A 13,117-nucleotide genomic window follows, 5' to 3' on the forward strand; every position below is an offset into this window, starting at 1 on the left:
GGTCTATTGACCGAAGCTGTATTTGATACCGATGGAGGTCACGAGGCTGCTCTCGTCGCCGCTGTAAAGGTATTTCCCTTCGCCAAAGAGTGCGAAATCCCCGCGTAACTGGTACTCGACCCCTCCGCCGATCGCGGCGAACAGGCCGTCATCCGTTCCGTGAAGGTTGTGGGTGAAGAATTGCGCTCCCACACCCAGCAGAGCGTAGGGGGTCATTTCACTGGCGTTGTCGGCATACCAGAGGGCATTGACCCCCCAGCGATAGACGGCACTGTCTCCACCGCCTACATAATCCTGGTTGAATTGATAATCAAAGGAGGCCTGGATTGCACCCACTTCCCAGAAATTGATTGTGGAAAAATTATAGTTGTAGCGAAGTCCCCAGCCCCAGCCATCCTTCAGATACATATCGTCATCGTTGAAGGAGTAGTTGCCGACGGCCTCCACCGAATGGGTATAGAGATCGTGATCCGCCGCCTGCAGGCTCCAGACGGCACAAAGTGCGAGCAGGATCTTTTTCATTTTTTATCCTTCTATTACGGTTTACAACCGTTGAATCGTCAGAAGCGAGTATAACAGAAAAAGCATTAATAGTAATTAATATTTTTGGCGGATCACATTGGGGTGTTTCGGGTCGAAATGGCGGATGGAAGCCATCTCTTCGAGGCTCCGAGGGCGTTGCCAAATCCAAAAGACCCGGTAATAGATATAGTCATAGGGCACCGGCCCGAAGAAGCGGCTGTCGGTAGAATTGTCTCGGTAATCCCCCATAAAGAAATAGCGGTGGGGCGGAATAATCGTCGGCGGATAGTCAATCAACTCCTTTGGCCCCACCACCGTGGGGTCGTGACGGACATTGAAAAAGTGCTGATAGGGGTTAAGCAGCCACAGCGATCCTTCACTGCGGACCAAAGGCAGACGGTAGCGGGCAGCGAAAGCCCGGGTTTTGGCAGGATCGGCTCCGATTTGCAGATAGAAATTCTTGTTTTTCTCCATCACTCTATCTCCCGGCAGAGCAACACAGCGCTTGAGGTAGAGCCGACGGTCGAGGGGATGCCGGAAGGCCAGCAGATCCCCCCGGTGAATCCCCTCCTCCCGATCCCAGAGGTGCTGATCGATATAAAAACCCCAGGAGGGGATATGAAAACCCGCCGTCAGATTCTCCACCCAGACCAGATCCCCATCCATCAGCGTATCGTTCATACTGATATCGCTGACCCGGTAGAGGCGGACAAAAGAACCCAAGAAGAGAAAAAGGATCATCAAGACCATAACGAGTTTGAGACTTCGACGCCAATACATTCCATTTCCTTAGAACTCATTTTTCTTACTCCAGCATTCAGTAATCCAACAATTTGTGATGGAACTTTCACTCGATGGCGACAAAGGAGCACCCAACCCCGCAGGGGCACCGTAGGTGTCTGCGACTGCCAGAGCTATCGAGTGAAAGCGCCGCTTGGAATGAGAATAATGCTTGCCGGTTTAATACGAATAAAGCTCTGATATAATCACATAATTTTCATCAAAAGGGGAAACGATGTCTCACAAAACTCTCATCATCGGCGCCGGGGGCGTCGGAAACGTCGTCGCGTTCAAGTGTGCCATGAATGCCGATACCTTCGGTGAAATCACCCTCGCCAGCCGGACCAAATCCAAGTGTGACGCCATCGCCGAAAACGTCAAAGCCAGGACCGGCGTCACCATCAAAACCGACCAGGTCAATGCCGACCATAAAGAGGAGGTGATCGACCTCATCCGCAAAACCGATGCCGAGATCGTCATCAATGTCGCCCTGCCCTACCAGGACCTCACCATTATGGACGCCTGCGTCGCCACCGGCACCGACTACCTCGACACCGCCAATTATGAACACCCCGATACCGCCAAATTCGAATACAAGGAGCAGTGGGCCCGGGATGACGCCTTCCGCAAAGCAGGGATCATGGGGCTTCTGGGCAGCGGTTTCGACCCCGGAGTCACCAACGTTTTCGTCGCCTACGCCCTCAAACACTACTTCGACCAGATCAAAACTATCGACATCCTCGACTGCAACGCCGGAGACCACGGCTACCCCTTCGCCACCAACTTCAACCCCGAGATCAACATCCGCGAAGTCAACTCCAAGGGCCGCTACTGGGAAAAGGGCGAGTGGAAAGAGACCGAACCGATGGAGATCAAAATGGTCTGGGATTACCCCGAAGTCGGCCCCAAAGACAGCTACCTCCTCTACCACGAAGAGGAGGAGTCCCTGGTCAAAAACATCCCCGGCCTGGAGCGGATCCGCTTCTGGATGACCTTCGGTGAAAGCTACCTGACCCACCTGAAGGTGCTGGACAATGTGGGCCTCACCCGCATCGACCCCATCGAGGTGGACGGTTGCGAAGTGATCCCCCTGCATGTGCTCAAAGCCCTGCTCCCCGATCCCGCCAGCCTCGGGCCCCGCACCAAAGGCAAGACCAATATCGGCGTCGTCGTCCACGGCATCAAGGACAGCAAAGAGAAGACCATCTACATTTACCAGGTCAAAGACCACCAGGATTGCTACGCAGAAGTGCTCAGCCAGGGGGTCAGCTACACCACGGGCGTGCCGGCGATGATCGGAGCGAAACTGATGCTTCAGAAGGTCTGGTATGAAGAGGGGGTCCACAATATGGAAGAGTTCGATCCCGACCCCTTTATGGAGGAACTCAACAGGCAGGGGCTTCCCTGGAACGTGATAGATCTGGAGAGTCCCGAAGCTTTGAAAATCGACTGAAGAGGGATTAGGTTATAATCAAATGAGTCAAAGACCTCCTTGAAAGGGAATCAATGAAAAAGCTCGGGAAAATCGGCCTCTTCCTTGCCCTGGCATCCGCCACATCTTTGAGTGCAGGATCTACCGCCGATCACTACCGCCACCTGGTCGGGTCCGGCATCTTTACGTCCAATAACCTCTATCTCCAGACCGGCTGGTATGACCTGGGCAGCGACGGCACGGGGGACAAGCCCGACCTGAGCAATGCCAATTTCGTCGGCAGTTACTATTTCGGCCAACTGGGCGATACCTGGCGCCCCTTTGTCACCGGAGGATTCGGTTTCACGGACATCGAGCAGGATCACGTCAATCTGGGCAGCGGGGATCTGGGTGATGTCGAACTCGACTCCACCTACCTCAAACTGGGCGGCGGCATCAACTACAACCCCACAGCCAACTTAAGCCTGGCACTGGGTGCGACCGGCCTCTGGATGCATAGCGACGGAGACTACAACGGCAACAATGCCGACTTGAGAGCCTATTTCGGCAAAGACAGCGACACATCGCTCTACGATCTCTACGGCAGCGCCAACTACCATATGGAGATCAACGGTTTCAAACCCTATGCCGAACTCACCCTTCACTATCTGAATATCGACTATGACTTCGACCTCTCTTCCACCAGCGGCTGGAACGGCGATCTGGCCGTCGGAACCTATACCCCCACCCTCACCACCTGGATGGATCTGCCGGTGCGGGCCCGTTTTTATGTCTCGGCAAGCTTTCTCGACAACGATCTTTCCGACGTCACCGGATTTGACCACGCCTACCATGCCGGCGCCGGCTTGCTCTGGAAGGTGGGACCGATGATCCACCTCTTCGACGACGCCTTCAAAGATACGGAACTCTCCTTCAATCTTCAGGGAACGACCGGTGATAATGACCTAAAGGGTTGGAAAGCAAGTGTCGGCTTTATGATCGCCAAGTTTTAATCCTCAAAAGCTACAGCGAGAGATGATGAACGATCTTCCCGATTTCTCCGCTGCACCGCTTCATCAGATTCTCGATTATTTCGACAACGATTCCAAAAACGAAACTCCGATAAACTTTCTCATCGCCGATCCGGATCTCTGCCGGGGATACTACGCTGGAGAGAGAATCGACCGTAACGGGCAAAAGCTTATTTGCCGCTCCTGGAAAGCCTGGGTCGACCTCGCTTCCCATTTGGGATACAGACTCCTCACCCCCGAACGCTACGACAAAACCCGCTTACGCTTGACCTTCGAATCCGTCACCAGGGAGCGGAGTTTTCACACCGACAACGAGAGTGACAAATACTCATCCCGTTCTCCCTTCGCCCGCATTCACAAAAACGAAGAGTCCGCCTACTATCTCCCCTACTTCCAGGCCTTGAAGCGTCTGGAAATTTTTCACCGCCCCCGGATCCTCGCCCTGGGCGTCAACCGGGGAGACGAACTCGAACCGATCCTCCGGTTCAATCCCGAAGCGAAAGTCACAGGCATCGATCTCGATGCCGACGCACTCGCGCTGGCCCAAAAGCGTTTCGGCCCGGCCCTCACTACCCACTGTCTGGACCTCAATCGCCTCGAAGAGCTCGATCTGGGGCGCTATGAGCTCATCCTCTCCATCGGCACCCTCCAGAGCCCCGGCATCGACATGAAACCGTTGATGATGGAGCTGGTGCAAAAGCATCTGACTCAAAAGGGAGCCCTGCTTCTTGGCTGGCCCAATGCCCGCTGGATCGACGGGGAGTTGCTCTACGGCGCCCGGCCCAAAAACTACCCCTTCAGCGAACTCTCCCTGGTCATCAAGGATCTCTTCTGGATCAAAAAGTATCTCCAGCAGCACAAATACCGCGTCGTGATCACCGGTCGGGAGTATCTCTTCCTGGAAGCGACAAAAATCGGTTTGAGTAGAAAAGCTTAACGGTTCCCAACTCAATCTTTTGCTAAACTTCCAGAGAAGTTTTCTAATCATAATCTTAAGAAGGAGTTATCATGGCTATCAATGCAAAAAAGATGCGAAAGTTTTGCCGTCCTTTCCGAATCGTTCTGGGATTGGCACTCATCGGTGCAGGATACTACACGGGAATCAAATGGTTCTATCTGGGGGTCATCCCCCTCATCGCGGGAATCATAGGGATCTGCCCCGCCTGTGTCATCACGGGCCAGTGCACCATCCTCGGCAAGGATAAAGAGCAGTGAAGACCCTCAAGGTCTTTCTGGGGTGGCTCATCGCCGGATTGCTGCTGATCCAGTTCATCCAGATCAAGGTTCCCGAACCGCCCAAAGCCAAACCCGGCGACGAAATCAAAGCCCCCAAAGAGATCATGGCTCTGTTGAAACGCTCCTGCTACGACTGCCACTCCAATCACACCGATTGGCCCTGGTACAGCCATATCTCCCCCGTCTCCCTGGAGGTCAAATCCCATGTCAAAGAGGGAAGAGCCTGGCTCAACTTCTCCATCTGGAACCAATATTCCGAGGAGAAAAAGCAGAAACTCTATAAAGACATCGCCAAGTCCATCGACTGGCAAATGCCTCCGGAAGATTATCTGTGGATGCACGATGAAGCCAAACTCACTCCCCAGGAGCGGCAAATGATCAAAAAGTGGGCCCTCTCCCACGTCAAAGAGGACGAGGAGTAGGGGGTACAACCGAGCAACCGAGTAACCGAGTAATGAGTAACCGAGTTACTAGTAACTAGTAACTAGTAACTAGTAATTTTTATCCGCTGCCTCAACTCTCAACTCTCAACTCTCAACTCTCAACTCTCAACTCTCAACTCTCAACTCTCAACTCTCAACTCTCAACTCTCAACTCTCAACTCTCAACTCTCAACTCTCAACTCTCAACTCTCAACTCTCAACTCTCAACTCTCAACTCTCAACTCTCAACTCTCAACTCTCAACTCTCAACTCTCAACTCTCATAATAAATCTGACAAAAATTATCCCATTTAACGGAAATTTATGTTATACTTCTTGACATAAATCAAGAAAAAGGAGCTAATATGCCCAAGATCAACCGTTATGTCGACATCTCCACTATCGACAGAGAAGCCAAAAAAGACTACATCGATCGCCACTCTCCCTTCGTTCACTGCGAAAGCACCGCCAAAAAAGGTGAGCCGTTTAAAGTCAAAGTAAAGATGGGAAACGAGTATTGCCATCCCGATGATTTCGACCACTACATCGCCTATGTTCAGCTCTGGGACGGAGAAACCCTCCTGGCTCAGACCAACTGGCAGCCCGGCGCCATGGGCAACCAGTGCGCCCATGCCGAAGTCGATTTCTACATCGTCCCCCAGAAGAGCAAGCTTAAGCTCACCGCAATGAGCTACTGCACCAAGCATGGCCTCTGGGAAAGCGATCCCGTAGAAGTCACCGTCGAAGACTAAAGCACGGGGCTTTCGCCCCGCTAGTCATTGTTATTAAACGTTGTAGATTAACCGTTCACCAATTAATTCATATATCCGTCAATCCACTCAATCCAAAATCTCCCATTCTCAATTCTCCATTTTCAATTCTCAATTAATCTTCCATCTACCCACTATCTCTCTACCCACTACCCACTCATTCCCCATTAATCTTCTATGCTACAATCACTCCCATGAGACGATTACACAATGCTTTGCAACTCAAACAGCTCGCCCTCCTCAAGCAGATGGGCTATCGCTATACCGATGTCAAACCCTCCGACCTCGACCCCGAACCGGCTCAGCTCCCTGATGATCTGGAGGAGCTTCGCCGCCTGGTGGAGCAGTGCCATCTCTGCGATCTGGCCAAGAGCCGGCACAAGGTAGTCTTCGGCGAAGGTGATCCCCACGCCCGGCTGATGTTCGTAGGCGAAGGCCCCGGTGCGACCGAGGATCAGACCGGACGCCCCTTTGTCGGACGGGCCGGAGAGCTGCTGACCAGGATGATCGAAAATGTCCTGCATCTCAGGCGCGAAGAGGTTTACATCGCCAATATCGTTAAATGCCGTCCACCGGGCAACCGGGTCCCCACCCCCACCGAAGCTTTCACCTGCCGTCCCTATCTGCTCAAGCAGATCGAGATCATCCGTCCCAGGATCATCATGACCCTCGGCGCCACCGCCTACCGCTACCTCACCAACGACGAAACGCCGATCAGCCGTGTCCGGGGGCATATCATCCAAAGCGATCATTACACATTGGTCCCTACTTTCCATCCCAGTTATCTGCTGCGTAATCCTTCGGCCAAAAAGCAGGCGTGGGAAGATCTTTTGAAGGTCAAAGCGCTTCTGGAGAAAAAGTAGGATTTATCTCATATCGGGATAGTCAGGCCCTCTGGGTATATCTCTCGATCCTTCGCACCCACTTCCAAAAGAGCCGGTCGGGGTGGATCCTCGGATCGAGGGGGGTGCCCGTCGTAATGTGCTCGGCCAAGCGCTTGGCCATCAAAGGGGCGAAGACAAAACCCCGTCCGCCCAGACCGTTGAAGATACTCAGGTTGGGCAGATACCGCAGCGGAGCCTTGGCCCCCCGGGTGATGGCGGGGTACTCGGCCAGCATCGCCGGCACGTCGACCACCGGGCCGACCAGAGGAAAGTGGTCCCGGCTCGTAGAGCGCATCCCGCAGAAAGTTTCGATGAGCCGGAAATCCGAAGTGTCGGTGATTTGGGCCGCTTTGGCTTCCAGGCTCGCCAGCGGACGGCCGTCACAGGCCATACAGGGGTTCGGATGCTTCACGTGGGTCGCCCCCAGCTTGATGCGGCCTCTGCGAGTGGAAGAGAGGGAGAAATCCTTATGCAGGCTGATGGGAAACTCCCGCCTGGTGGCATAATCCCCCCGGCTGCCCCAGAGCCCTTTGATCCCCATATAGCGAAGGTCCAGCAGTTCGCTCTCATACCCTGTCGCCAGGACCACGTGCTCCGCCTTTATCTTGCGGGCCGCACTGATGATATGCCAAAGCCCCTCCCGGTACTCCAGCGCCTCTACATCCATTTGCTCCAACCTAAGCTCCCGGACGACGGCCCGACAGAGCTCCGGGGCATCGGCATCCCCCGCCTCGGGGAAATAGAAGCCTCCCGGCACGTTGTGCAACCCGACCGCTTCGGCTTTGGCATGATCCCAACGCTCATAGGGGCGGTAGTTGAAAGGTTCGTAGAGTTTGAAACGCTCCTCATCCTCGGGGTTTTTGGGAATACGCAAGACCCCGTCACCATGAAAATGCTCAGCGAAGCGTTCCCGATAGAAAAAGTGGGCGAAAGCGAAGGCTTCGTTGGTAAGCTCCTGCAGCGGACCGCCCTTGCCGATCTTGGGGGAGATGAAGGCCCCCGCCGCCCCGCTACCCCCCGAAGCCGGCACATCGCTGCGGTCGATGAGCAGCACCTCCTCTCCCGCCTCCCGGAGGAAATAGGCCGCCATTATCCCCGCAATCCCGGCGCCGATGACGCAAATCATAACGCGATCCTTGAGGATCGCGAATTATGGATTTTGGATTTTGGATTTTGGATTAAGAAAAATAGAGTAAGAGAATAATCAATTCTTAACACGCAGCACGTAGCACGTAGCACAATAAAACCCAATGACCCAAAAACTTGCGACTTGAGGGGCGAAGCCCCGTACTTGCGACGTGCGACTTTAAATATATTGATAGACATATTTCTCCAGGGCCTCATCGAGGAAGGCTTGCCAGGTTTCATCGGGTTGCCAGACGAGATGGAGACGGGCTCTCGCTTCGGAGATAGGCATAGAGCGGTCGATGATATTGTAGAGGAACATCAGGGCACTTACCCGCTTGTTCTGCGCACAGTGGAGCCAGACCTTTCGGGGATAGAGGGCATTGAGCAAGTCCCGCAAAAGTTCATAATCTTCAAAAGTGGGAGCAGAGAAGTCCACCGGCAAATGGAGGTAGTTCATTCCCTGTGCAGCGACCAACGTGTCTTCATCGGGCAGGCTGACGCTGTCTCGGGATGTGCCCAGATCGATGACGGTGTGAAATCCCAAAGCCGCCATCCGGGCGAAATCCTCTTTGCTTGGCAAGGCGGAAGTCATCAGATGCTCGTGGATGAACTGCTGTGCTCCCGCCTCGATCATCCCTTCGTTTTCTCTCTCCTCCACCCGTTCTCCATTCTCAATAATCAGAGGATGTATCGCGTCGTATCCTCGTTCTCGACCAGCTCTTCGAGCTTGCTCTCCACGTGGGCTACGTCGATGACGATGGTTTCGCCCTTGCGCTTGTCGGCTTCGAAACTCAGATCCTCCAGGATCCGCTCCATCACCGTATGGAGGCGGCGGGCGCCGATATCTTCGGTCTTCTCGTTGGCCAGGGCGGAGTAGCGGGCGATCGCTCTCAAAGCGGACTCTTCGAACTCCAGCGTCACTCCCTCCACCGCCATCAGGGCCTTGTACTGCTTGATCAGAGAGTTTTTGGGCTCGGTCAGGATGCGGTAGAGGGCCTCCTCGTCCAGGCTGCTCAGCTCCACCCGTAGGGGGAAACGCCCCTGCAGCTCGGGAATCAGGTCGCTGGGCTTGCTCAGATGAAAAGCACCCGCGGCGATGAAGAGGATGTGGTCGGTATTGACCGGGCCGATCTTGGTCGTCACGGTCGAACCCTCCACGATGGGCAGAAGATCGCGCTGGACCCCCTCTTTGCTGGGGTCCTGGCGGCCGGTCACGTTGGAAGGAACGGCGATCTTGTCGATCTCGTCGAGGAAGACGATGCCGCCCTGCTCCACCTTTTCGATCGCCTTGGCTTTGAGTTTCTCCTCATCCAGCAGCTCCTGACTCGCCTCCGCTTCGAGGATCTTCCGGGCCTCCTTGACGGTCACCTCTTTCTTTTGCCCTTTTTTGCCCAGGCCGCCGAGCACTTTGAGGATCGACTCCTGGACATTGGCCATCTCTGGCGGGACATTGCCGCCGCTCAGATCGACGCCCGGAGGGGGCATCTCCACTTCGATCTTGAGATGATCCAGCTCACCCCGCTCCAGCCTCGCCTGCATCCGGGCGAAGGAGGCTTCATACTCCTGGCGCTTCTGCTCACTGGCACCGGCAGGCAGCGGCGGCAGGAGCTTTTCGATGATCTTGTTCTCCACATAGGCTTCGATCTTCTCTTTGTTGCGCTCATTCTCCTCTTCGCGCACCAGTTGCAGCGCCGTGACGGTCAGATCGCGGATGATCGACTCCACATCCCGGCCAACGAAGCCCACCTCGGTGAACTTGCTCGCTTCGACCTTGATGAAAGGGAGCTTCATCATCCTTGCCAGGCGGCGGGAGATCTCCGTCTTTCCCACCCCGGTGCTTCCGATCATCAGGATATTTTTGGGCACCACGTCCCGCTGCATCTCTTCGTCGAGCTGCATCCGGCGCCAGCGGTTGCGCAGGGCGATGGCGATGGTCTTTTTGGCTTCCTGCTGGCCGATCACGTATCGGTCGAGATACTCGACGATCTCTTGGGGGGTCATAATCGGTTCACTCACGGCTTCAACTCCAGGAGTTTGATGTTGGTGTTGGTGTAGATACAGAGCTCTCCGGCGATCTGCAGGCTCTCGCGCACCAGCGTGGCGGCATCGAGGTCGGTTTGGCGGTCGAGGGCCCTGGCGGCGGAGAGGGCGAAATTGCCGCCACTGCCGATGGCAGCGATCTTTCCGTCTTCGGGCTCGACCACGTCGCCGGTGCCGGAGAGGATGAAGATGTGCTCTTTGTTGAGCACCAGCATCATCGCTTCGAGTTGGCGCAGATGCTTGTCCTGGCGCCACTTTTTGGAGAACTCGATCACCGATTTGAGCAGGTCGCCCCGCTTTTCGTTGAGGATCCCTTCGAACATATCGAAAAGGGTGAAAGCGTCGGCAGTGCTGCCGGCGAAGCCCGCCAGGATCTTGTCGTGGTAGAGGGTGCGAATCTTGGTGGCGTTGCCCTTGAGGACGGTATTGCCGAAGGTCACCTGCCCGTCACCGCCGATGACGGCATGATTTTCACCCCGGTAAGCCAGGATGGTGGTCGCCTCGAACATCGGCTCAGCCCTCGACAGCGACGACGTCGACCTTGGCCGCGGCGTTGATCCCGTGTCCCAGTTTGATTTCGACGGTGTGCAGCCCTTCGGATTTGATGGGCTTTTTGAGATCGACCTTATGCTTGTCGATCTCGAAGCCCAGCTGTTCCTTGATCGCTTTGGCGATGTCGTTGTTGGTCACGGAGCCGCGGATGCCGATGGGGGCGGCAGGCTTCTCGATGCGGATTGTGCCCGCTTCGATCTTGGCCTTCTCGGCGGTGAGCCGCTCGATCTCTGCAGCCTCCTCGGCCGCTTTGCGCTCCTGCTCCGCCTTCCACTCTTCGACCACCTTGGGCGTGGCGATCTTGGCGTACCCCTTGGCTACCAGGAAGTTTTGTCCGTAGCCGTCTTTGACCTCTTTGATCTCTCCGGCTTTGCCGACGTTCTTTACATCTTTGATCAGTAATACTTTCATCTTCACTCCTTTGTTGCGGCCCTGATTGGGGGCCGGGTTCTTCTATGGGTGATATTCTATCCAAATCAGAGCTCTTCGAACTCCAGATCCCAAAGGTATTCGCCGAAGTGCCGCTCCAGCACCCGCTCTACGCTCTGGCGGATCTGGGCCGACTGTCTTGCGTCGTGGGCCAGCCACGCCAGGGCGATATCGGCCTCTTTAGCGTAGCTTCCGCTGATATCCAGCACGGAAATGTTAAACGCTTTGAGCCGATCTTTTAGAGAATTAATGACGCTTCGACGCCCTTTGAGGGTGTGGACTTCGGGAAGTTCCAAATGGATGATCGCCTGGGCCAGGATCATAGGAAACTCCTCATCAAAAGCGTTTTTATATCTTAGCACTTCTTCGGAGTGAAATCTGAGAGTATGGAGGGTTTGGAAAAGATGCAGAAAGGGGAAAGAGTGGAGCGGGGAACCCTAGCGGGCGCTGCGGCGGCGTCCGGCGGAGGAGCGCCCGGCACTCTGACGGCCACGGCTGTTTCCCCGGCCGCGGTTGTTGCGGCCGTTCTGGATCGGTTCGGGGCGGATGGAGGGATCGACCTCGAAACCGGGTGTGGCGATCTTGGGGATCTCCGCCTTGATGAAGCGCTCGATGTTACGCAGGAGCTGATGCTCATCGACACAGACCAGGGAGAGGGCTTCCCCTTCACTGCCGGCACGGCCCGTCCGGCCGATGCGGTGGACATAATCCTCCGCTACGTTGGGCAGCTCGAAGTTGACCACGTGGGGCAGCGCGGCGATGTCGATACCTCTGGCGGCGATATCGGTAGCCACCAGGACGCGTACCCGGTTCTCTTTGAAGCTTTTGAGGGCCTTCATCCGGGCGTTCTGGGTCTTGTTGCCGTGGATCGCCTCGGAGGGGATGCCGGCCTGGTCGAGCTGCTTGGAGAGTTTGTTGGCTCCGTGCTTGGTGCGGGTGAAAACCAGGACCTGTTTCCAGCCCTTCTCTTTGATCATCCGGATCAGCAGTTCCTGTTTGCGGTGGCGATCGACGTGGTGGACCTTTTGGCTCACCTGCTCGGCGGTGGTATTCTGCCGTGCCACTTCGATCAGGACCGGATCTTTGAGCATGCCTGCCGCCAGACGCTTGATCTCGGGGGAGAAAGTGGCCGAAAAGAGCAGGGTCTGACGCTCTTTGGGGGTCTGGGCGATGATCTTTTTGATATCGTGGATGAAGCCCATATCCAGCATACGGTCCGCTTCGTCCAGGATCAGGGTCTCCAGAGCGCTCAGGTCGATGGCGCGCTGATTGGCCAGATCGAGCAGGCGGCCCGGCGTGGCGATGACGATTTCGCAGCCGCGGGCGATGGCCCGCTTCTGGGGTTCGATGCCCACGCCGCCGTAGACGACGGTGGAGCGGATCTTGAGGTTTTTGCCGTAGGTGCGCACGCTCTCGGCTACCTGGGCCGCCAGCTCCCGGGTGGGGGTAAGCACCAGGGCCCGGACTTGACGGGCTTTCATCTGGCGGGGATTTTGGATCAAACGCTCCAGCAGCGGCAGGGTAAAGCCGGCGGTCTTGCCGGTACCGGTTTGGGCCGCCGCCAGGACGTCGTGCCCCTCCAGCACGGCGGGGATCGCCTGAGCCTGAATGGGGGTGGGGGTGGTGTAACCCTCGGCCGAAACGGCTTTGAGAATGGCAGGGTCGAGTCCGAGGGTGTCGAATGTAGTCGTGGTGTTGTTCAAAAGTTACCTTATGGGTGGAGCCTGCAGATAGATTCTATGCTCGGTCCAGGCTCGAAAAAAAATTTGGGTGGATTCAGGAGATATTCAGAAGCTGTATAAGCGGGTAAATATATTCGTAAATCATCGCAGACCGATGAGCGATTGGTGACAGTATATCTGTTTCGGAGAGAAAAAGCCAGGATTCGTAGCAAAACGCCGAGAATCCCGGTC

General features: G+C 55.6%; 16 protein-coding genes. 7 read left to right on the plus strand and 9 right to left on the minus strand.

All coding sequences use genetic code 11. The annotated features are described in order from the left end of the window. Positions 1-3: 3 nt before the first annotated feature. The gene (locus tag NITSA_RS07560; RefSeq protein WP_013554429.1) at positions 4-522 is read right to left on the minus strand and encodes an outer membrane beta-barrel protein; all 519 of its coding nucleotides are present in this window, start codon (positions 520-522) and stop codon (positions 4-6) included. 75 nt (positions 523-597) lie between these two features. Beyond that, positions 598-1,302, minus strand: coding sequence for a signal peptidase I (gene lepB, locus NITSA_RS07565; RefSeq protein ID WP_013554430.1), 705 nt, complete (start codon positions 1,300-1,302; stop codon positions 598-600). 235 nt (positions 1,303-1,537) lie between these two features. On the opposite strand from lepB, the gene NITSA_RS07570 reads away from it, so the two are divergent. The 7 genes from NITSA_RS07570 (at position 1,538) to NITSA_RS07600 (ending at position 7,034) form a co-directional block, all read left to right on the plus strand. Further along, complete coding sequence (locus NITSA_RS07570; RefSeq protein ID WP_013554431.1) at positions 1,538-2,755, plus strand: saccharopine dehydrogenase family protein; 1,218 nt, start codon at positions 1,538-1,540, stop codon at positions 2,753-2,755. Positions 2,756-2,808: 53 nt separating this feature from the next. Then, positions 2,809-3,726 (plus strand): OmpA family protein, encoded by a 918-nt coding sequence (locus tag NITSA_RS07575; RefSeq protein WP_013554432.1) that lies wholly within the window; start codon positions 2,809-2,811, stop codon positions 3,724-3,726. Between the two features lie 22 nt (positions 3,727-3,748). Continuing rightward, the gene (locus NITSA_RS07580; protein ID WP_052296615.1) at positions 3,749-4,681 is read left to right on the plus strand and encodes a methyltransferase domain-containing protein; all 933 of its coding nucleotides are present in this window, start codon (positions 3,749-3,751) and stop codon (positions 4,679-4,681) included. A 71-nt stretch (positions 4,682-4,752) separates the two neighbouring features. After that, complete coding sequence (locus tag NITSA_RS07585; protein ID WP_013554434.1) at positions 4,753-4,959, plus strand: YgaP family membrane protein; 207 nt, start codon at positions 4,753-4,755, stop codon at positions 4,957-4,959. Next, positions 4,956-5,402, plus strand: a complete 447-nt coding sequence (locus tag NITSA_RS07590; protein WP_013554435.1) for a heme-binding domain-containing protein — start codon at positions 4,956-4,958, stop codon at positions 5,400-5,402. The genes NITSA_RS07585 and NITSA_RS07590 overlap by 4 nt, the downstream gene beginning before the upstream one ends. Positions 5,403-5,766: 364 nt before the next feature. Further along, positions 5,767-6,153 carry a class II SORL domain-containing protein gene (locus tag NITSA_RS07595; protein ID WP_013554436.1) on the plus strand — a complete coding sequence of 129 codons (387 nt, stop codon included), beginning with the start codon at positions 5,767-5,769 and terminating at the stop codon, positions 6,151-6,153. 212 nt (positions 6,154-6,365) lie between these two features. Further along, entirely contained in the window at positions 6,366-7,034 is a 669-nt protein-coding gene (locus NITSA_RS07600) for a uracil-DNA glycosylase (RefSeq protein WP_013554437.1), read from the plus strand. Positions 7,035-7,056: 22 nt separating this feature from the next. On the opposite strand, the gene NITSA_RS07605 is transcribed toward NITSA_RS07600, so the two are convergent. From NITSA_RS07605 to NITSA_RS07635, 7 genes are all read right to left on the minus strand, one after another. Further along, positions 7,057-8,181, minus strand: a complete 1,125-nt coding sequence (locus NITSA_RS07605; protein ID WP_013554438.1) for an NAD(P)/FAD-dependent oxidoreductase — start codon at positions 8,179-8,181, stop codon at positions 7,057-7,059. Positions 8,182-8,361: 180 nt separating this feature from the next. Continuing rightward, positions 8,362-8,841: a protein tyrosine phosphatase family protein gene (locus NITSA_RS07610; RefSeq protein WP_013554439.1), complete on the minus strand. Its 480-nt coding sequence runs from the start codon at positions 8,839-8,841 to the stop codon at positions 8,362-8,364. 20 nt (positions 8,842-8,861) lie between these two features. After that, positions 8,862-10,184, minus strand: a complete 1,323-nt coding sequence (gene hslU / locus NITSA_RS07615; RefSeq protein ID WP_013554440.1) for an ATP-dependent protease ATPase subunit HslU — start codon at positions 10,182-10,184, stop codon at positions 8,862-8,864. A gap of 11 nt (positions 10,185-10,195) precedes the next feature. After that, positions 10,196-10,732: an ATP-dependent protease subunit HslV gene (gene hslV, locus NITSA_RS07620; RefSeq protein ID WP_013554441.1), complete on the minus strand. Its 537-nt coding sequence runs from the start codon at positions 10,730-10,732 to the stop codon at positions 10,196-10,198. A 4-nt stretch (positions 10,733-10,736) separates the two neighbouring features. Continuing rightward, the gene (gene rplI / locus NITSA_RS07625) at positions 10,737-11,186 is read right to left on the minus strand and encodes a 50S ribosomal protein L9 (RefSeq protein WP_013554442.1); all 450 of its coding nucleotides are present in this window, start codon (positions 11,184-11,186) and stop codon (positions 10,737-10,739) included. 65 nt (positions 11,187-11,251) lie between these two features. Beyond that, positions 11,252-11,527: a DUF503 domain-containing protein gene (locus tag NITSA_RS07630; protein ID WP_013554443.1), complete on the minus strand. Its 276-nt coding sequence runs from the start codon at positions 11,525-11,527 to the stop codon at positions 11,252-11,254. A 114-nt stretch (positions 11,528-11,641) separates the two neighbouring features. Continuing rightward, positions 11,642-12,907, minus strand: a complete 1,266-nt coding sequence (locus NITSA_RS07635; protein WP_013554444.1) for a DEAD/DEAH box helicase — start codon at positions 12,905-12,907, stop codon at positions 11,642-11,644. Between the last annotated feature and the right edge of the window lie 210 nt (positions 12,908-13,117).

The organism is Nitratifractor salsuginis DSM 16511 (genome assembly GCF_000186245.1).
GTDB classification, from domain to species: domain Bacteria; phylum Campylobacterota; class Campylobacteria; order Campylobacterales; family Sulfurovaceae; genus Nitratifractor; species Nitratifractor salsuginis.

What these genes read in the sequence shown, in the direction of transcription:
- NITSA_RS07560 (WP_013554429.1), bottom strand. Translation starts at nt 522, where the DNA reads ATGAAAAAGATCCTGCTCGCACTTTGTGCCGTCTGGAGCCTGCAGGCG.
- lepB (WP_013554430.1), bottom strand. Translation starts at nt 1,302, where the DNA reads ATGTATTGGCGTCGAAGTCTCAAACTCGTTATGGTCTTGATGATCCTT.
- NITSA_RS07570 (WP_013554431.1), top strand. Translation starts at nt 1,538, where the DNA reads ATGTCTCACAAAACTCTCATCATCGGCGCCGGGGGCGTCGGAAACGTC.
- NITSA_RS07575 (WP_013554432.1), top strand. Translation starts at nt 2,809, where the DNA reads ATGAAAAAGCTCGGGAAAATCGGCCTCTTCCTTGCCCTGGCATCCGCC.
- NITSA_RS07580 (WP_052296615.1), top strand. Translation starts at nt 3,749, where the DNA reads ATGATGAACGATCTTCCCGATTTCTCCGCTGCACCGCTTCATCAGATT.
- NITSA_RS07585 (WP_013554434.1), top strand. Translation starts at nt 4,753, where the DNA reads ATGGCTATCAATGCAAAAAAGATGCGAAAGTTTTGCCGTCCTTTCCGA.
- NITSA_RS07595 (WP_013554436.1), top strand. Translation starts at nt 5,767, where the DNA reads ATGCCCAAGATCAACCGTTATGTCGACATCTCCACTATCGACAGAGAA.
- NITSA_RS07600 (WP_013554437.1), top strand. Translation starts at nt 6,366, where the DNA reads ATGAGACGATTACACAATGCTTTGCAACTCAAACAGCTCGCCCTCCTC.
- NITSA_RS07605 (WP_013554438.1), bottom strand. Translation starts at nt 8,181, where the DNA reads ATGATTTGCGTCATCGGCGCCGGGATTGCGGGGATAATGGCGGCCTAT.
- hslU (WP_013554440.1), bottom strand. Translation starts at nt 10,184, where the DNA reads ATGACCCCCCAAGAGATCGTCGAGTATCTCGACCGATACGTGATCGGC.
- hslV (WP_013554441.1), bottom strand. Translation starts at nt 10,732, where the DNA reads ATGTTCGAGGCGACCACCATCCTGGCTTACCGGGGTGAAAATCATGCC.
- rplI (WP_013554442.1), bottom strand. Translation starts at nt 11,186, where the DNA reads ATGAAAGTATTACTGATCAAAGATGTAAAGAACGTCGGCAAAGCCGGA.
- NITSA_RS07630 (WP_013554443.1), bottom strand. Translation starts at nt 11,527, where the DNA reads ATGATCCTGGCCCAGGCGATCATCCATTTGGAACTTCCCGAAGTCCAC.